The organism is Achromobacter sp. ES-001, assembly GCF_019448355.1.
GTDB classification, from domain to species: Bacteria; Pseudomonadota; Gammaproteobacteria; order Burkholderiales; family Burkholderiaceae_B; genus Achromobacter; species Achromobacter spanius_B.
On sequence record NZ_CP079940.1, the window covers coordinates 4708401 to 4723890 of the forward strand.

The 15490-nt window shown below is 60.9% G+C and carries 26 protein-coding genes; 4 read left to right on the top strand and 22 right to left on the bottom strand.

What is annotated here, in order from left to right:
- From KYT87_RS21235 to KYT87_RS21300, 14 genes are all read right to left on the bottom strand, one after another.
- A complete protein-coding gene (locus tag KYT87_RS21235; protein WP_255593400.1) occupies positions 1 to 288 on the bottom strand; it encodes a DUF1799 domain-containing protein in 288 nt (95 codons plus the stop codon).
- Between the two features lie 20 nt (positions 289 to 308).
- A complete protein-coding gene (locus tag KYT87_RS21240) occupies positions 309 to 620 on the bottom strand; it encodes a phage tail assembly chaperone (protein ID WP_046806244.1) in 312 nt (103 codons plus the stop codon).
- A complete protein-coding gene (locus tag KYT87_RS21245) occupies positions 620 to 1273 on the bottom strand; it encodes a phage tail protein (RefSeq protein WP_219990801.1) in 654 nt (217 codons plus the stop codon). The genes KYT87_RS21240 and KYT87_RS21245 overlap by 1 nt, the downstream gene beginning before the upstream one ends.
- Positions 1274 to 1332: 59 nt before the next feature.
- A complete protein-coding gene (locus KYT87_RS21250) occupies positions 1333 to 1692 on the bottom strand; it encodes a DUF3168 domain-containing protein (RefSeq protein ID WP_219990802.1) in 360 nt (119 codons plus the stop codon).
- On the bottom strand, positions 1682 to 2179 hold the full coding sequence (locus KYT87_RS21255) for an HK97 gp10 family phage protein (protein ID WP_219990803.1): 498 nt from the start codon (positions 2177 to 2179) through the stop codon (positions 1682 to 1684). The genes KYT87_RS21250 and KYT87_RS21255 overlap by 11 nt, the downstream gene beginning before the upstream one ends.
- The gene (locus tag KYT87_RS21260; protein WP_120156195.1) at positions 2172 to 2522 is read right to left on the bottom strand and encodes a phage head closure protein; all 351 of its coding nucleotides are present in this window, start codon (positions 2520 to 2522) and stop codon (positions 2172 to 2174) included. The genes KYT87_RS21255 and KYT87_RS21260 overlap by 8 nt, the downstream gene beginning before the upstream one ends.
- A complete protein-coding gene (locus KYT87_RS21265; RefSeq protein ID WP_120156196.1) occupies positions 2519 to 2938 on the bottom strand; it encodes a head-tail connector protein in 420 nt (139 codons plus the stop codon). The genes KYT87_RS21260 and KYT87_RS21265 overlap by 4 nt, the downstream gene beginning before the upstream one ends.
- 2 nt (positions 2939 to 2940) lie before the next feature.
- Positions 2941 to 3318, bottom strand: a complete 378-nt coding sequence (locus KYT87_RS21270; protein WP_219990804.1) for a hypothetical protein — start codon at positions 3316 to 3318, stop codon at positions 2941 to 2943.
- 28 nt (positions 3319 to 3346) lie between these two features.
- The gene (locus KYT87_RS21275) at positions 3347 to 4585 is read right to left on the bottom strand and encodes a phage major capsid protein (protein ID WP_219990805.1); all 1239 of its coding nucleotides are present in this window, start codon (positions 4583 to 4585) and stop codon (positions 3347 to 3349) included.
- A 68-nt stretch (positions 4586 to 4653) separates the two neighbouring features.
- Positions 4654 to 5394: a head maturation protease, ClpP-related gene (locus tag KYT87_RS21280; RefSeq protein ID WP_219990806.1), complete on the bottom strand. Its 741-nt coding sequence runs from the start codon at positions 5392 to 5394 to the stop codon at positions 4654 to 4656.
- Positions 5357 to 6700, bottom strand: coding sequence for a phage portal protein (locus KYT87_RS21285; RefSeq protein ID WP_219990807.1), 1344 nt, complete (start codon positions 6698 to 6700; stop codon positions 5357 to 5359). The genes KYT87_RS21280 and KYT87_RS21285 overlap by 38 nt, the downstream gene beginning before the upstream one ends.
- Entirely contained in the window at positions 6700 to 8400 is a 1701-nt protein-coding gene (locus tag KYT87_RS21290) for a terminase large subunit (RefSeq protein WP_219990808.1), read from the bottom strand. The genes KYT87_RS21285 and KYT87_RS21290 overlap by 1 nt, the downstream gene beginning before the upstream one ends.
- Positions 8401 to 8446: 46 nt before the next feature.
- Entirely contained in the window at positions 8447 to 8767 is a 321-nt protein-coding gene (locus tag KYT87_RS21295; protein ID WP_127185228.1) for a hypothetical protein, read from the bottom strand.
- Between the two features lie 270 nt (positions 8768 to 9037).
- Positions 9038 to 9409, bottom strand: coding sequence for an HNH endonuclease (locus KYT87_RS21300; RefSeq protein WP_219990809.1), 372 nt, complete (start codon positions 9407 to 9409; stop codon positions 9038 to 9040).
- 193 nt (positions 9410 to 9602) lie between these two features.
- Here KYT87_RS21300 and KYT87_RS21305 point away from each other — a divergent pair, with 193 nt between their 5' ends.
- From KYT87_RS21305 to KYT87_RS21315, 3 genes are all read left to right on the top strand, one after another.
- Positions 9603 to 9788, top strand: a complete 186-nt coding sequence (locus tag KYT87_RS21305) for a type II toxin-antitoxin system HicA family toxin (RefSeq protein WP_219990810.1) — start codon at positions 9603 to 9605, stop codon at positions 9786 to 9788.
- Positions 9789 to 9857: 69 nt separating this feature from the next.
- Positions 9858 to 10271 (top strand): type II toxin-antitoxin system HicB family antitoxin, encoded by a 414-nt coding sequence (locus KYT87_RS21310; protein ID WP_046806866.1) that lies wholly within the window; start codon positions 9858 to 9860, stop codon positions 10269 to 10271.
- Between the two features lie 14 nt (positions 10272 to 10285).
- Positions 10286 to 10651, top strand: a complete 366-nt coding sequence (locus KYT87_RS21315; protein ID WP_052946093.1) for a response regulator — start codon at positions 10286 to 10288, stop codon at positions 10649 to 10651.
- 34 nt (positions 10652 to 10685) lie between these two features.
- Here the strand turns inward: KYT87_RS21315 and KYT87_RS21320 are convergent, their stop codons facing one another.
- On the bottom strand, positions 10686 to 11456 hold the full coding sequence (locus KYT87_RS21320) for a DNA adenine methylase (protein WP_219990811.1): 771 nt from the start codon (positions 11454 to 11456) through the stop codon (positions 10686 to 10688).
- A gap of 172 nt (positions 11457 to 11628) precedes the next feature.
- On the opposite strand from KYT87_RS21320, the gene KYT87_RS21325 reads away from it, so the two are divergent.
- Positions 11629 to 12324: a hypothetical protein gene (locus KYT87_RS21325; RefSeq protein ID WP_219990812.1), complete on the top strand. Its 696-nt coding sequence runs from the start codon at positions 11629 to 11631 to the stop codon at positions 12322 to 12324.
- A gap of 76 nt (positions 12325 to 12400) precedes the next feature.
- Here KYT87_RS21325 and KYT87_RS21330 read toward each other — a convergent pair whose 3' ends face one another.
- From KYT87_RS21330 to KYT87_RS30065, 7 genes are all read right to left on the bottom strand, one after another.
- The gene (locus tag KYT87_RS21330) at positions 12401 to 12745 is read right to left on the bottom strand and encodes a hypothetical protein (protein ID WP_046806869.1); all 345 of its coding nucleotides are present in this window, start codon (positions 12743 to 12745) and stop codon (positions 12401 to 12403) included.
- A gap of 128 nt (positions 12746 to 12873) precedes the next feature.
- Entirely contained in the window at positions 12874 to 13071 is a 198-nt protein-coding gene (locus KYT87_RS21335) for a hypothetical protein (protein ID WP_219990813.1), read from the bottom strand.
- 118 nt (positions 13072 to 13189) lie between these two features.
- The gene (locus KYT87_RS21340) at positions 13190 to 13783 is read right to left on the bottom strand and encodes a hypothetical protein (protein ID WP_219990814.1); all 594 of its coding nucleotides are present in this window, start codon (positions 13781 to 13783) and stop codon (positions 13190 to 13192) included.
- Complete coding sequence (locus KYT87_RS21345) at positions 13780 to 14169, bottom strand: hypothetical protein (RefSeq protein ID WP_219990815.1); 390 nt, start codon at positions 14167 to 14169, stop codon at positions 13780 to 13782. Before KYT87_RS21345 ends, KYT87_RS21340 begins: the two co-directional genes overlap by 4 nt.
- A gap of 8 nt (positions 14170 to 14177) precedes the next feature.
- A complete protein-coding gene (locus tag KYT87_RS21350; RefSeq protein ID WP_052946097.1) occupies positions 14178 to 14540 on the bottom strand; it encodes a hypothetical protein in 363 nt (120 codons plus the stop codon).
- 35 nt (positions 14541 to 14575) lie between these two features.
- Positions 14576 to 14770 carry a hypothetical protein gene (locus KYT87_RS21355; protein ID WP_046806873.1) on the bottom strand — a complete coding sequence of 65 codons (195 nt, stop codon included), beginning with the start codon at positions 14768 to 14770 and terminating at the stop codon, positions 14576 to 14578.
- A gap of 237 nt (positions 14771 to 15007) precedes the next feature.
- On the bottom strand, positions 15008 to 15469 hold the full coding sequence (locus KYT87_RS30065; protein ID WP_370638724.1) for a toprim domain-containing protein: 462 nt from the start codon (positions 15467 to 15469) through the stop codon (positions 15008 to 15010).
- Positions 15470 to 15490 lie beyond the last annotated feature (21 nt).

Genomic DNA, 15490 nt, shown 5'->3' on the forward strand with positions numbered 1-15490 from the left:
TCAACTCTTATGGAAGATTTCCAGGGCCGCCCGCTCGATGATCCGAAGAACGTCCATGATTTCCTGCTGCTCCGCATTAGGAAGCTCTTGACGGTCCAGATCGTGATACAGGACGCCATAGTCCAGCCCGATCGGTCCTCCAGCACCTACACGCCACTGCGTGTAATTGCGTGTGAAGAGGGTGAATGCCGGCACGTGGTCGAGCCAGAGCTCCACGCAGGGCCGGGGGAAGTCGCTAACACTTAGCCCGGCCATCGCTAACGTCGCGGCTGATGGCGGCTCGAACAAGAAAGCCGCCACAGCCTCCGTCAGTTTTTTCGGCGTTCGACCCGGATGGCGTCGTTGAAAGCGCTGGCAATAGCCAAGTCGGCGCCCGGCTGATGCTCGCAAAGCAAATCGATCGATTCCTTGCACACGGGCATGTCCGCATCCCACTTATCGATCAGCAGCAGCAGCAAGTCCGCAGTGGTGATTTCGTCGTTCGCCAACTGCTGCATCAGGGCGTCGTACTCTTTGCCGGTCTTGTGCCGATACGTGACATTCAGCTGCTGCTCGCGCCCTTGGCCGACGATGGTGATGCTGGCGTCAATGGTCGGGTTCGATTTGATCTTGAACGTCATTACGCGGCCTCGTAGCGGATGGGGTCAGCGATCAGCGAGAAGACCGCAGTGTTCTGCAAGTTCTCGTTCACCTGGCCCACGGGCACCTTGTTGAAGGAGGGGTAGGCGTAATAGAACAGCGTGGAGCCGTTGGGCAGTACGCCGCGAACGACGACCGGTTCGCGCAGACGGTCGGCCTCGATCAGCGCCGCATACCACGGCTTATCCGGGTCGTAGTCAAGCGATACGGTCATGGTCATCGCGTTCTTGAACGTGGGCTTCTGGCGCTGGCGGCTGGTGGGATCTTCGACGTACTGATAGTTGAAGAACTGTTGATCGCCGCCGGCCATCACCACGTCGCGTACTTGGTCCAACTCGACCCAGGACGTGACGGCCTGAAAGCTGCCGGCGCCCCCCGCTGCCGGGTAAAGCACTGTGCTGGTGGTGTCCACGCCCTCGAGCTCGAAGCTGTCGGCGTCAGCATTGGCGCTGCGCGCGACCGTCTCGTTCAAGTTGGTCCAGGCCGATTTCAGAACCAGGATGGATTCGTCCGCCGGCGGCGTTGCCGCCGAGGCGACGGCAGGCTTCGCGTTGGCGATGGCAGTGATGGGCACCGCCGCAGCCAGCGCGGTCGAAATGGCATAGCGGGTGCCGTTGATGAAGATGGAAGACATTTGTGTTCCTCAAATGAAAAAACCCGGCGCGGGGCCGGGTCGAATGTGGAGGGTCAGAATCAGGAGGGAAGGAACCAGATACCGAAGTCCTGGCGGGTGCCGTACTTCTTGATCGCCTCTTCGTAGAGGCTGACCGGTGCGCCGTAGGGTTCCACGGCGGGAAAGTCACTTTCACAAAGCGCGGTACCGATTGCGTCGGCAATGGCGCTCGCCTCGGCGCGACTTGAGGACCAGACGTAAAGCTGCATGCGCTGGTGGCGCTTTTCGCGTCGCTTGCCTTCGACATACCACTGCTCGATGCCGCCGGCGCCTTGGTAGACAATCAGCGGAAACACCGGCTTGTCCGGCGCGACGTCCGCGTATGCCCTCCCGTCCACTAGAGGCCCCAAGAGCGTCTTCAGCTTTGCTTCAAGGCTCATCGTTCCCCCCTTGGGCGGCCAGCACCTGCGGCAATCGCTCGCGCCCCCGTTGAACCATCGCGGCTTGCGCCCGAGTCGCCGCCGCCTCATACGCGGGTCGCAAGAATGGATGGGCAGGCACCCATTTGGGCGTCGCCAGCTTGCGGCGCTTGTCGGTGATATAGCTGCCGTCCGGTTTCCGAATCACCGCGTAGATTTGCCAATGCCCAAATTCCACCAGGTGACCGTGGGGCGCTTTGCTTTTGTTCCAGGTGACCGCGTACTGGACTTCCTTGTCGGTGGAATACGCCTCCCGAAACGCCAAATAGATCGCGTTGGCCAGGACACCCCTGTGCGTGCTCACGCGTGCCTTGGCCTCATCCCTTAACACTTCGCCGCCAGCAACGGCCATGGAGCGCGCGAGGCTGACCCTTGCGGGACCAAGCAGGCGATCCAGGCCGGCCGACCAGCCGGACGTATCGAACGTCGCCTGTAGCCCCTTAGCCATCGCTGCCCCCTTGCTCGCAGATCACGAACGCGCTCTTTCTGTCCTTAAAGTCGCGGGTAATGCCCTTGACTTCGAAAATCTCGCCGTCGTGAAGCACGCGCATTCCCGCATCAACGCCCAAGCCCCTGGCGGCCTCAAAGGTCACCAGGAAGCTGTAACGCGCGATGGATGGCGAGACGTTTCCTTGCAAACTGGACCGAATCGCCCCGAGCCCCGTCTCGTTTGCGATACCTGCCCAAAGCACGCCGACGTCCGTCCATTCATTCAGAGGTTGGCCTGCCTCGTCGGTCTCGCCAGTACGTCGCTGCACCAGAATGCGGCGATTCCGCGCACGGGCGGTCATGGTCGCACCCGGGTGTAGGGAAACACCAAGCGCGCGAAGCCCGGGTTTTCGTGAAGAACCTTCTCGCCCGCAGCCTCGGGGTTTTCAAGCATGTCTCCCACCAACATGACAATCGCGAGCTTTAACGGCTCCGGCACTGGCCCCGGCTTGCTCGTGAACAGAATCGGGAAAGCGCCGGCTTCGCTGGTGGCTTCCCCGGGCCAGATAGGCAGCGGGGACTCTCGGCCGCCGACCGGCGTCCATTCATACGATGCCTCGGCCAATGCAAAGCCCGTTCTGCGTTCGACCAGTTCGCGCGCGGCGGTAATGACGCCGGGGATATCCTCGTCCAGTGCGTCGTGGTCAATATGCAGAAGCCGCTTTACCTGCGCCATGCTCACGGGTTCAACCGTCGCGGCAGTAATCAGGCGCAGCATGGTCAGCCTCCTGCCGATTCAACCGCTTTCGGGTGGGGGTCGATGTAGCCAGCGCCTTTCAGCGCGGAAACATGGTCGGCGTCAAACTCTCGCACTTCGCCGCACTTGCCATAGATGCTGTCGTGCAGCACCAGAGCTTTCACCCGTTCTCGGGTGTCCGGCTCGGGGGCCAGCGCCGGTGCATCGGGCGGACCCGGCAGTGTCGCCGCCGGGTCGGTGCCTCCGGCCTCACCATGCCCCGGCGAAGCGGCAGCAGGCGACGTTGTGTCCACTTGGTCAGACAGAGCGGACGGGGCCGGCGGATCGCCACTCGGCGCGGCCTGGGCTGTCGTTTTTCGTGCCATGGTTTCTTCCTTGAAAGAGAAGGCCGGCAGGATCACCCGCCGGCCTACGATCACCCGGGGCCGCTTAAGCGGCGGCGCCGTGCTGGAACAGCTTCACTGCGCCGCCCACGTCGATCAGATTGCCGCCCGAGCGCATCCACGCCAGGAAGCCAACCTGGCCTTTCTTCACGTAGGCCGAGTCGTTGAAGCGGAACAGCGTGATCGCCATCACGTCGCGGATCTTGTACAGGCTGAAATCGCCGAACGCGATGGACTTTGCTGCGGCCGCCGGCACCGGCATGTGCTGGTTGATTTGGATGTCACGATTCAGCAAGCGATCCGGCGCGCCGCCGGGGTTCCCCTGCTCATAGCCCGGCACGAAGATCGGTCGCCCCTGATCATCCTTGATCTTGCGAATCATCTTCAGCATGTCGTCGTGGAACATCCACTTCGCGCCCAGGCGGTACGCCGGGTCCACGCTGTGCTCGATGTCCACCAGGTCGTCGTAGGTGATCACCGGAATTGCCGAGACGGCGCCGATCTTGCCGACACCGGCGGCGGTAACCACGCCCATGGGGCCGGACGTGCCGGCTCCGATCGTGTAGTGGCGGTTGGTGACGCGACCGAGGCGGGTGTTCAGGCGCTGCGTGATAAAGCCTTCGATGTCGGACGAGCTGTCTTGCAGCAGTTCCCAGGGCACGGTCACAACCTTGGAGCTGAACTTGTAGACCTGCAGGCCCTTCGTGCCGAAGCTTACGTCCTGGTCGGTCGCCGACTGGTTTTCGGCGACGATCTCGCCTTCTTCGTTCGTGCCGTCGCTGGTGGGGTATTGCATGGGCTCGCCGCCCGCGGTGCGAATGATTTGGGCGACCTGCCGCATGCCGCCGAATGCCTTCAGCGCATCCAGGATGGAACTGGCCACAGTGGTGGGCACGGTGTAGCCACCCTGCTCCGGGTTGACTGCCGGATTGCCGCTCATGGCGCCGCGGATATGCGTCCAGTCCTCGGCGCTCAGTGCGTTGTCGCCACCACGGCACCACTTATCGAACAGTGCCACGTCGGTGCCGCGATTGCCCTTGGCGCCGTGGCGGGCATCATGTTCACGCACGCCAGCGTCATGCAGGTCGCTTTCGGCCGTCAGATCCATCATCTTCTGATGGCGCTCGATGGAGGCGTCGATACGGTCGATTTCAGCCGTGTTGTCGTCGTACTTCTTCTGGTGGTCGGCGTTCCAGTTGGCGCCGGGGTTGTTGTCCAGCAGGGCGCGGGTTTCCTTAGCCAGCGCGTTGCGGCGCTCCCGCTCGGCTTGAAGATTGAAAGCCATAACTTAGGTTCCTTCAGTCGAAAAAAAACCGCCCGAAGGCGGTGGGTTGTCCTGCGTGCGGGAGCCGCTTATGCAGGGGTGGCCTCGATCAGCGAAAACCGCCGCTCAAGATCATTTCGCAGGGCTTGGACCTGGGCGTCACTCACATCCGGCCGTTTCGGCTCGGTCAGCGCCTTGGGCGCGTTCTGGTAGGCCGCCAGATTCCAAGCGTTGGAGGTGGCCGGCTTCTTCGCAGCAGCCTCCACAATGCGGTCCACAAAGCCATGTTCCAGCGCCTCATCGGCGCTGAACCAGGTCTCCGCGTCCATCCAGGTCTTGACCTGATCCGCCGACTGCCCGGACCGGGCCACATAGTCGGCCGTGATCGCGCCGTCCACCTTTTCAAGCAGATTAGCCGTCTCCCGCATGTCGGCCTTGTTGCCGATGGCAACTGTCCAGGCGTTATGGATCATGAAGAATGCCCCCTGCGTGGTCTCGACCTCGTCGCAGGCCATGCAAATGTCGGTCGCCGCGGAGGCAGCCAAGCCGTCAATATGGGCAACCACCTTCGCCGAATGCTGACGGATGGCGGTCATCATCGCGCGGGCGTCGAACACATCGCCCCCTGGCGAGTTGATGCGCAAGTGGATCGTGTCGGCCTTGATTCCAGAGAGGGTCTTGGAAAACTCGGTCGCGTCGATGTCGCCCCACCAACCGCCGATCACACCATGCAGGTAAATCGTATGTTCGCCGTTGTCCGCCTCCGCGCGCAGAGGCTTCGATTCAGAGGCGTTATCGCGCGCCAGCTGAAGCAGTTTCGGAATTTTCATTCTCTGTTTCCCTTTCCTGATCGTTATCGTCCTCGGGTGCGGATGGAGCTTGCACGCCCGCCCGCGTCGGACGGTCAAAATCACCGCCTAAGGGCTGGAGGTTTTTCACGCGGCGGACCTCGTCCACGCTCATCCAGCCCTGCGCACCAGGCCCGCCCAGCGCCTTGGCGAAGTAATCCGCCTGAGCCTTGGAGTCGCCCGCCATGAGCCCATCCGTGTTGTGCTCGGTGAAATACCGGGCGGTGCGGAACAGCTTTCGGTTCAACTCGCCCTTGATCCGCTTCAAGTGCGGGGCCAATGTGTATTTCACAAAGCCGATACCCATCTGCTCGATGCCGCTACCCCAGCTGCTGGACTTTGTCATTTCGCCGATCATGTGCGGCGGGACCCCGAAGGCTCGCGCCATGTCGATCACCTGCCATTGGCGAGACTCCAGCAATTGCTGGTCCACCGCCGACATCGTCAGTTCCTTGATATCCAACCCTTCGGTCAGAATCAACGGTATGCGGCGGTTGCCCTGAATACCGCCATACTTGGCAACCCAGGCGGCGCGGAAATCCTCCTGCATGTCCGGAGACATGGCCGCCGGCGCCTTGATCGCGACTTCAGGCTTGCCACCTTCGCTGAAGAACTTCCCGGCATGCTCGTCGCCCTGGATTGCGATGCCAATGCCGTTGCGCGCCCCCCACTGAATCACCGACATCGAACTGATGCCGTTGAATCCGAAGCCGGGGATGTGGATCACGTCATCCTGATCGACCGTGAAGAATCCCTTATCGTCGTAGAAGGTGTACTGCAATCGCCGTAGTTCGCGCGGGCTTTCGCGCTCCTGTTCGCGGATCTCCACACGGGAGCGGGGCCAGGGGATCAGGCTCGTCATTGCGCCGGCACGGTTGCGAACGATGTACGCAATTCCATCGCCCCGCAACAGCATCTGCGTGATCAAAAATTCCCACGCAGCAGAAGCTACCCAAGTGGGGCAAAACTGTTCGTTGAGTGTCCACCAGTACGCGTGGTCCACCTGCTGCCGCGCCCCGTCCACGCGCTCGAAGATGGGCAGAGGCAACTGCGCGATGGATCCAGCGATCAGCGAAACACAGGCGTAGACCGCCGACACCCGCATAGCAGTTTGGTCATTGACCACCGCACCTGCCGCGGTCCGAGGATCGCCGAAGATCTCGTACATGCGGATGTCGGACGAGGAGACCGTCCCGCCGTCGGCGATGTTGCCAATTGCTGGCTCTTGTCGGCTGTCTGGCTGTGCCGCCTGGCCGTCCGAGCCGAAGAATCTGGAAAGTAGTCCCATCACATCACCACGAATCCCTGTTGAATTTTCTTGACGCCTGCCGATGGGTTAAGCGACATCAGTTGCGCCGCGTCGAAGAGGGCCATGAGCGGGTCAATCTTCGCCGTGCCGCTGGCCTGCTTCGTGATCACTATTCCATTTGCTCGCACTTCGATACGGGCATTGCCCACACTCCAGGCCATCAGGGGCTGATCGCCGTGCAGAAACGTCCCTTCGGCCAGCTTGCGCTCTACCGTCTTGATGATCCCGCCCAGGCGCCAGCCCTGCGACACCCCCACGATCAAGTCTTCGGGGATCTCCGCTTCCAGCAGTGCGTCGTTGAAAGTCACGCCGTTCTGATCGGCGCCGATGGCGTTTTTCTCAGGCAGCAGGCCCGCCTCGAACACCTGGCGCACAATGGCGGCCAGTTCGGCTGTGTCTTCGCCGATCTGGTTCACGATGACCAGGTCGCCGGCCTTCTCGAAGTCTTGCAGCCGCGGGGCGATGTCCTTGCGCCGCTCAAGGACGGATGGATGCGCCCAAGCGCGCCCCCAGTGCAGCCAGTTCCCCGTTCCACGCTCTCGACCAATGAGCCCGAAGCCGAGCAAGTCGTCCAGCCCGCCCCCGTCAATGCCGACGGTCACCACCTCGGAACGTTCGAGCAGCGCGGGAAGCGTCAAAACTCTATTGCCGCGCGCCAACCAATGGTCCGCGCCCGCCCACCGGTCCGAACGCAGATTGAGGCCGATCTCGACGTTTCCGTACTTCGCCAGGAAGCCCTTAAGTGACTCTTTCCCTTCGTCAGCCGCCTTTCGGTACTCTCGCGCCAGGAATTCTTCGTCCACCGAATACCCCATATTGGGGTTGACCATCGGTAGGTTCTCCAAGAGCAAGCATTCTTCGGTCTTCACCATTTCTGGTGGATGCTCGAAGAGGATCGGCATGAATTGCGGATCGTGGATCTCCCCGTCTCGTACCTTGCGAGCGTAGTCGAGCTTTTCCTTGAACACCCCCGCCGGTGGATCGTCACTCTGGGTTGTGATGTAGATCACAAACCCCTCAGGCCGGGACGCCAGGCCGCCGGACGCCTCGCGGAGCATGTCTTTGGCGTTTGCCTCTTTGCCAAAGAGCCACAACTCTTCGACCAAAATCCCAACGGACTTTTTCCCCGCAGTCGTACTCGCGTCAGCTGCGATCACCTTGAGCTTGGCGTTCTTCTCGCGGTGCGTGAGGGTCTTCACGTGCTCTTGCACATGGATCAGATCCGCGAGCTCGCTGTACTCCTCGCCGTCCTCATCCTCCTCCAGGAAGTTCACCATGTCCTTGGCTGGGCCGAAACTGTTGTCCGCCACTTCCTTTGTCGGAGCGAGAATCGTGAACTCGGCCGACCGCCGCCAGTTCCGGATCAGGCAAGTCAGCATGATCGACGCCGCCAGGCCAGACTTGAAGTTCTTCTTCGGCAACATCACGAACCATTCTTTGATGAGCCTGCGCCCGCTCTGCGAGTCATAGGCTCCAAAAATGGTTGCGGCCAGGTCAAACACCCATTGACCGCACGCATCCGCCATGTGCGGACTGCCAGGCGCGTCCACGATCCGTAAATCGCGCATCACAGCAAGCCCGGCTTCGGCCTCATCGGGGAAGATGGGCGGCGGGATGATCGACTTGCCGGCGCGCAGCCGTTCCGCCCAGTCAGGGCAAGACGTAGTCCATTTCGGCATTGCGTTCCTCGCGGCAAACACCGCCGCGCTGGCGGATCATTTCGGATTAGGAGTTGTTGACGACAAGCCGGGGTGGTGCTGCGGCCGGGGCGTACTTCCCGGCGCTGGCTTTTCTCGCGGCTGCGTCCTTTTCGCCCTTCTTCCCGCCTTCGCCCTTCTTGGCGTGCGTGTACTGAACTGCGGCGATCGCGGCGCGCACCTGTAGCGCGGTCGCCTCCACCTGTCCGAGGGCAACTTTCTGAAGGAGGTCCAACATGTTGTCCGCCTCGATCAGCGGAGGCGGCGCCTTGGGCGTGTCGTCTACCTTTTTCCGTGGCCGGCCGGCGCCAGAACGAGCGCCGCCGCTGCGTCCTTTGACTCCAGCCATTTGAATTCCAATTTGAAAAGGGGAAATTTTCTGCGCGTGAGGGAACAGGTGGTTTCCAGTCCAGCAACCCGCCAGACTTTCGACCCGCCCCCCCCTCTGCCGTGGCCCCTGCCGCCCGCGCACAGGGCCGCCAGGGCGCCACGCCGGAGCGGCTGGGCACGCACCATCACTACGACCATGCAACGCGCTACGGCCTTCTGGTGAGGCAGATGGATAGGCCGTGCCTGATCCATCGGGCCACCCTGGCCGCATCGGGGGTCGCCCCAATGATCAACGCGGCGGACGCCACACCAGACAGATACCAACGCGCCCAGCGCGGCCCTTATATCCCATGTCCTGCCGTGTCTTGGCGTCGTGGCATCCGACCTTGCGCCCGTGCGCGTCGCGGGTCACGCACAGCACCTGCGTGTTTGCGTCGGCGTCTTCGCCGCCATCGAACAGGCTTACCTTGTGGTCGAGCTCGAAGCCGTGCGGGTACAGGGTCAACGCTCCACAATGCGCGCAGTGCGGATCAGCGGACCAAATGCGCAGCCGACGATCTTGCAGCTTGCGGCCCGTCATGCGCTTGGCGCTAGGCGTGGGCGCGGGGGCAAGCCTGGCCCCCACTGTCGCGAGTCGTGGCTTAAGTGTCTTGAGCTTCATGCTGTCCCTCTTGTTCTTGCCGGGTGTCACCAACTGCACGCCGCCCGACGCGACGACCCTAACCCCGCTCGCCATGCCCAGCGCGCGGCCCTCGGTGACGAAGGGTGGAGTGTCTTATCCAACACAACAAATAAATTGCTTCATACATCATTTATGATGTATAATTCCTTATCGATTCAACGAAGGGGAGGTAATGAAATACAGCGAGCTCAGGCGGTGGCTGCTGAAACAGGGAGTGAAGTTAGAACCCCACAAATCAGGTAGCAGCCACTTCAAAGCAACCCTTGGCGATCTGCAAACCAGCTTTCCAGACCACGGCAGTAAAGAAATCGGTATGGGGTTGGTGCAGAAGATCAAAAAGGATCTTGGACTGAAATAAAGGAGGGGGCCCGAAAGGGCCACCTCTCACCCGTTGTATGAATGCCTCCCTAATCAAAGAGGACACACCATGTTGACCTACTGCTACACCCTGACGCCGGACACGAACGGCACGAACCTGATTCAGTATCCGGACCTGCCGGAAGGCGCATCCGTAAGTGAAGACGAGCACGACCTACAAGCCAACGCATCAGAAGGGCTTGAGGCCGTGCTACAGATGTACATCGACGCGCGCCGCCCTATCCCGCTGCCTGAAGCCGTCGGCGACGGCAGCGTGACGCTAGGCGCACTGCCTACCGCGAAGGTCTTCCTGTCAAACGAGATGGTGCGTCAAGGAGTGCGAAAAACCGAACTCGCGCGGCGACTCGGCATCCACAACCCCCAGGTTGACCGCCTCCTGGATCTGGCGCACAGTTCCAAGCTGGAAGCGATGGAAGCTGCGTTTCGAGAATTGGGCCGCCGCTTGGACATTTCTGTCGCCTGAATCGGGGTGGCTCTATGCGCGTACTTATCGTTGACGATGATTCGGACACCGCCGAGCTGACGGCCGAATGCTTGATGGTGGATGGCGACGTCACCGTCCAGGTCGTCAGCAACGGTGACGCTGCACTACGCGCGGTTGCCAACTTTGCGCCCGATGCGATTCTTCTTGATGTCGATCTCCGTGGCGAGTCGGGCCTTGACTTGGCGCCAGAACTAAAGAGGCTATGCCCGGGCGGGGAACCTCGCATCATCGTATTCAGCGGCACCGTTCCGAGATTAAACTTTGGATCGTTACCGGCAGGCGTAGACGCCTGGCTTGCCAAACCTGCGCACCTTGCGGAAATTCAAGCGTGTATTACAGGAAAACCCCATTCCACCTGAAGGCGCATCGGCAGCTAAAGTCTGCCCCCACCAGCTATTGGCCCGACCAACTCTGAATCAGAAGTTCGCGCCTGGGCACGCCAGCGCCCCCGGCCACCGTGTACCGGATGTCCAGGACGTGCATGGGAAACCCGGCGAACACTTGCCGCATTTCCGGATGATCGTTGACGCTGACTAGCGCTCGGCTTTTCATCGTCCGCATGGCGTCCGCCATCGCGGCATATTGCTCAAGCCCGAACTCGACGCCGTAGCCCGCCGTGGCCCAATAAGGCGGATCCATATAGAAAAGCGTGTGCGGCCGGTCGTATCGCTTCACGCAATCCAGCCACGGCAAATGCTCGATGAAGATGCGCGCGAGGCGCAAATGCGCCGCTGACAGCGTTTCCTCCAAGCGCAGCAGATTCAGGCCGGGCGGCGACGTCGTTGCCGTGCCGAACGTCATGCCCTCCAGCTTGCCGCTGAAGCAGTTCTGCATGAGGTAATAGAACCGCGCCGCACGCTGAATGTCGGTCAGCGTTTCCGGCCGGGTTTCCTTCTGCCACTTGAACATCTGCCGGCTTGAGAGCGCCCATTTGAACTGGCGTACAAACTCTTCCAGATGATGCTGCACCACCCGATACAGGTTCACCAGATCGCCGTTGATGTCGTTCAGCACCTCCACCTTGGCTGGTTCCGGCCTCGCGAATAGCAGAGCCGCGCCCCCGGCGAAAGGTTCGACGTAGCAGGAATGCTTCGGAAAAAAGGGAAGAATCTTGTCAGCCAGGCGGCGCTTGCCACCCAGCCAGGGAATGATCGGTTTTGCCACTTGTGAACGTCCATGTAAACTGACCCCCGCCTGTACAGGTGGGACGGCCTTGGGTCGATCACGGGTCACTCCGTGTTTCGGCTGTCAATGAGGGAACTCGCGATTCTCTCGTTTTCGCCGTCTTCTTCAATTAATAATTAGCCCGGCGCGGCATACGCACCGAACCAGAACCATGGAAATTGACGATACCGGTAAGGAGCGGCGTAACGCGCTGCTTGTGTCGGCACTGATTTTCGCTGCCGCGTTTCTGCACTTGAAGGTCCCATCCATCCTCGCAGAGTTCTTCAAGTTCGAATTGAACTCTACGTACGCCTATCGCGCATGGCTTCTGGCTGCGTGCCTGGCGGGCTATGTCAGCCTCCGCTATCACTTTAGTGACGCGCGAAAAGCGGCTTCCTTGGCCTCTAATCAGGATTTCGCGCTATCCATCGTCACCGACATGCGCCATATATTCCATGATCGCCCCGTCGATGGCGGGGTTGCGTTCTTCCACTGGCAAAAACTGTTAGGGGAGCTGGGGCTCGCGGATAGTGAATTCGTAGCCTACGTCAGCCCTCGCCATTTCCGGGTTCGCGCATATCGCTTAACCGGGCATGAGCTTCGCATTCGTTGGCAGATAGATCCCGCCCTCCTGACCCGGCACGATGCAATAGCGCACCGCATTCCAGATGAGATCGCGACGGAGACGGATCTCAATCACGCATCAAGAGCCAAGATGAAAATCCAGGGGACTCTCCATCGCCTTTTCTGGAGCAAGTCCGCAATTGAAGTGACAACAGTTTATGTTGTCGGTCTCGCTGCAATAGCGATTTGCCTTCATCGGGCATACACCCTCTTCCACCCGGCCGCGAGTTCCTCAATAGGCTAGAAAGCAGAAAGCCCGCCGGTCCCGCAGGCGGGCATTTAAAGCTGAGACGGCTGTCAATTTGAAGATACAGAGCCGACTATGGAAGCCTCGATACGATGAACGAGACTTCGTTTTGATGGTTAGGGTATCGACTATTTTGGAGCGCTGCGAAGTCTTTCTTGGAGATTCGGTGGCGGTAAGCGTCGTGCAACTCAACCATAAACTGGTTTGCCTCGGCTTCCGTATCGACGGGCATGCGCTTGTAGTTCGGATCCGCCTTTATCTGCTCCACCAGCGAGTCGAACCATGCTGAGAACGGCTTATCTTCCAGGGCCGCAACAACGCGAGGGTCGGTATTCGCCGCACATCCCTGTATCACGGGCATAGCCAATACGCAGGCTAGTAAAACAGCGCGACCGACGTTCCTGACTCTCATTGTCATGCTCACATCTCCATGGCTTCTTAGATAGGAGCAATAAAGATACATCGATATGAGCCTAGCTAGAAAAAAAGGTCGCGGGCAAAGCAAAAAACCGCCGACTTTCGCATGGCGGGTATCGTTGGGCGCAATCAGCTTGGATATTTTTCTTGACGGCCAGACGCCAGCTCGAAGGCTCGCGCCGCTTCGTCAGTGATTTCGGCGTCAAGTACGTCATATTTCCAGCCGCGCCTCGGCGGCCAGGGAACGCCCAACAACGTGAGCTGCTTTTTGTTGTAGCCCCCGTTGGGGGTTTGCCATCGAAGCAGCCAATCGTTAGTGACCAGCATTCGCGCACCTCGAAACAAAAAAAAGCCCGTCGCTTTCGCTTACGGGCTCCCTCTAGGCGGACTTCTGAGGAAATCCGTTAATGCATATTGTGATGGCAGATTTCCGCAGTGTCAAGGATCAAGGGATAAATCCACCCTCTCGCAGCAGTTTTTCAGCCATCGCGTGCGCGGCCTGCTCAACGCCGTACACCGGATCATCGCCGGCCTTCTTCTTGCGCGTACCCCGAATCCAGTCCGTGGCCTTCACGCTCGCCCGCTCCGCGCTCGCACGACTGCACTCGTTAGCCGAAGCCAGTTGGTCGAGCGTCGGCCGCCAATCGGGATCGAAATGGCGGCGCATCAGCGCGTACCGCATCTCGGCGTTGATGCTGCGCATGCCCAGGTAGTCGGCCAAGTAGTTGGCCAGCATCCGCAGCGCCCCCACCCATTCCAGATGATCGCCAGCCGTGCCGCATGACTTGCAGCGGGTCTTGCGCTGCCCGTACTTCGCATACAGCAGCGCGAAGTGCTTCCGCGAAAGGCGCTGCTCCAGAAACTTGCGCGTCTTGCCTATCTCGGCCGCGCCATCCATTCCGGACAATGGGCCAGGCTCGCCCAGGCGTTCGTCTGCCGCGCGCGCCATGGCCGGGCGGCCCGAGGTGTGCCGCTCGTCACTGAACGCATATGCGAGCGCAACGGCCGTGCACGCGAAAGGCGCTTTGTGGTCGTTCATGCCGCCCCCGGCAAGGAGTAGATCGGATACGACGGCTCCGGCTCACCGGCCGGCTTGCCGTCCTTGCGGCGGGCCTCGATGCGCAACCACGCCTCCAACTGCTCCTGTGCGCGTCCATGGTGGCCGGGCTGCGTATTCCAATTGAAGAGAAATTCTTCCCGAACAGCTTCCGGCTGGCGCAGCAGGTGACGAGCCAGCAGTCGGTCTAAGACGGGCCGGTCGGCCAGCGCGACCACTCCGCCGCAGCGCCAGCAATGGCAGCCGGTGCCACCCTTCTCCGGCCGCAACTCATACAGCACCACGCGCGCCGGTTGTTTATGGCCGCGCGCCATTTGCGCGGGGACTTCCTGCCAGAGGGATTGGCAATCGATAGTTTGGGTAAGCATGAACGTCCTTAAACGATTCCAGGGTTGTAGGGAGGGACGCGCAACAGCCGCGCCACAAGCTCAACCGCAGAGCCGTCTCGGACGGAACTCTCGGTAAAGCGCAACACCTTCCAGCCCGCAAGGGTGGCGGCGTTGTACTTCTCGCAATCAGCGACGAATCCGGATCCACGGGTGTGACGCCCGTTTGTCCATACGCCGCCTTCAATCTCGACCGCGAACTTCTGTTCGGGCCAAGCAAAGTCGATGCGCCACATACGCGGCGGCGCGAAGCGGTATTCGCGTTGCGGCTCCAGCACCTTGAGGGCGCGCAGGTCGCGGGCAAACCTTTCCTCGAGCGCACTCGGGACCTTTGGGGCGCGTTTGGCGGTCATCTTCGCCACGGGGCCCCGCACAGCACGGGTCGCCATCACGCCGCCCCCAAGCGCGCCAACGCTCGGTTGTGGCAGTTCACGAGAATCGTGTGCCATTCGGCGCGGCGGGCCCAATAAGTCCGGCGGCATTCCTCGACTTCTGCCACGTTGAATTCCTTCATCTGCACCAATTCCATTAGCCGGTTCTCGATCTTGGCCGGCAGCGCCTCTGTGTTCTTCTGTACCGTCATCTACTTGCCTATGTCCTGTGCTATTGCCTATCCGGCTTGGTGGACAGACCTCGCCCATCCAGGGGAGGCCTTCACATGCTGTCCGTCTCGGAGCCACATGACCCGTCAGCCTTTTCGATCAAGGGTGCTAACTTCGCCGCCCTCGCCCCTGTCTCAGATCTATCCCACAGTAGGAGCCTCTCCCTCGCGCCGCTGTCGTTAAGCTATGTCCGACCAGCGCGAGTGCAATGCACCGCGTTACCCGCCCATAGCGGTTCTCCTAGCGGCCATCAGCTTCATGGCGACAGCCAGCACTCCAGCACGCAAGTGCAGGTCGTTGGCGTCCTCGCCAACCACATCGCTCATGCAATACGCAAGGCCGGCTTCTTTCGCTGCCCGCTCGCCCGCCCCACTCTTGTCGTTGTCGGCGAAGGCGTACTTCTTTCCCTGCACCTGGGCGGCGGCGTAGCGCATGTTGCTGTCGCTGAAGCACACAAGCACGGCAGCATTTAGGCGCAACTGCTTGATCGCGGCATCGATCGACAGGCCGGTGGCATAGCCTTCGCAGAGGACCGTCTCAAGTGCTCTGTCCGACCCGATTCGAAGCACCGCGCCGGTGGCCCGCATACCGGTCGCCATGCGCTTGACCCACGCTCGTTCGGTCGAATCCCAACGCACCGTCTGCACGCCCAGGATGCGGTTGTCCGAAACGTCACGCATGGGGATCACCAGGGCTTCGTC

Bases quoted from the DNA above. Each gene is read 5' to 3' on its own strand.
- KYT87_RS21240 (WP_046806244.1), bottom strand. From the start codon at position 620: ATGACGTTCAAGATCAAATCGAACCCGACCATTGACGCCAGCATCACC.
- KYT87_RS21245 (WP_219990801.1), bottom strand. From the start codon at position 1,273: ATGTCTTCCATCTTCATCAACGGCACCCGCTATGCCATTTCGACCGCG.
- KYT87_RS21250 (WP_219990802.1), bottom strand. From the start codon at position 1,692: ATGAGCCTTGAAGCAAAGCTGAAGACGCTCTTGGGGCCTCTAGTGGAC.
- KYT87_RS21255 (WP_219990803.1), bottom strand. From the start codon at position 2,179: ATGGCTAAGGGGCTACAGGCGACGTTCGATACGTCCGGCTGGTCGGCC.
- KYT87_RS21260 (WP_120156195.1), bottom strand. From the start codon at position 2,522: ATGACCGCCCGTGCGCGGAATCGCCGCATTCTGGTGCAGCGACGTACT.
- KYT87_RS21265 (WP_120156196.1), bottom strand. From the start codon at position 2,938: ATGCTGCGCCTGATTACTGCCGCGACGGTTGAACCCGTGAGCATGGCG.
- KYT87_RS21275 (WP_219990805.1), bottom strand. From the start codon at position 4,585: ATGGCTTTCAATCTTCAAGCCGAGCGGGAGCGCCGCAACGCGCTGGCT.
- KYT87_RS21280 (WP_219990806.1), bottom strand. From the start codon at position 5,394: ATGAAAATTCCGAAACTGCTTCAGCTGGCGCGCGATAACGCCTCTGAA.
- KYT87_RS21285 (WP_219990807.1), bottom strand. From the start codon at position 6,700: ATGGGACTACTTTCCAGATTCTTCGGCTCGGACGGCCAGGCGGCACAG.
- KYT87_RS21290 (WP_219990808.1), bottom strand. From the start codon at position 8,400: ATGCCGAAATGGACTACGTCTTGCCCTGACTGGGCGGAACGGCTGCGC.
- KYT87_RS21295 (WP_127185228.1), bottom strand. From the start codon at position 8,767: ATGGCTGGAGTCAAAGGACGCAGCGGCGGCGCTCGTTCTGGCGCCGGC.
- KYT87_RS21300 (WP_219990809.1), bottom strand. From the start codon at position 9,409: ATGAAGCTCAAGACACTTAAGCCACGACTCGCGACAGTGGGGGCCAGG.
- KYT87_RS21305 (WP_219990810.1), top strand. From the start codon at position 9,603: ATGAAATACAGCGAGCTCAGGCGGTGGCTGCTGAAACAGGGAGTGAAG.
- KYT87_RS21310 (WP_046806866.1), top strand. From the start codon at position 9,858: ATGTTGACCTACTGCTACACCCTGACGCCGGACACGAACGGCACGAAC.
- KYT87_RS21315 (WP_052946093.1), top strand. From the start codon at position 10,286: ATGCGCGTACTTATCGTTGACGATGATTCGGACACCGCCGAGCTGACG.
- KYT87_RS21325 (WP_219990812.1), top strand. From the start codon at position 11,629: ATGGAAATTGACGATACCGGTAAGGAGCGGCGTAACGCGCTGCTTGTG.
- KYT87_RS21330 (WP_046806869.1), bottom strand. From the start codon at position 12,745: ATGACAATGAGAGTCAGGAACGTCGGTCGCGCTGTTTTACTAGCCTGC.
- KYT87_RS21335 (WP_219990813.1), bottom strand. From the start codon at position 13,071: ATGCTGGTCACTAACGATTGGCTGCTTCGATGGCAAACCCCCAACGGG.
- KYT87_RS21340 (WP_219990814.1), bottom strand. From the start codon at position 13,783: ATGAACGACCACAAAGCGCCTTTCGCGTGCACGGCCGTTGCGCTCGCA.
- KYT87_RS21345 (WP_219990815.1), bottom strand. From the start codon at position 14,169: ATGCTTACCCAAACTATCGATTGCCAATCCCTCTGGCAGGAAGTCCCC.
- KYT87_RS21350 (WP_052946097.1), bottom strand. From the start codon at position 14,540: ATGACCGCCAAACGCGCCCCAAAGGTCCCGAGTGCGCTCGAGGAAAGG.
- KYT87_RS21355 (WP_046806873.1), bottom strand. From the start codon at position 14,770: ATGACGGTACAGAAGAACACAGAGGCGCTGCCGGCCAAGATCGAGAAC.
- KYT87_RS30065 (WP_370638724.1), bottom strand. From the start codon at position 15,469: ATGCGTGACGTTTCGGACAACCGCATCCTGGGCGTGCAGACGGTGCGT.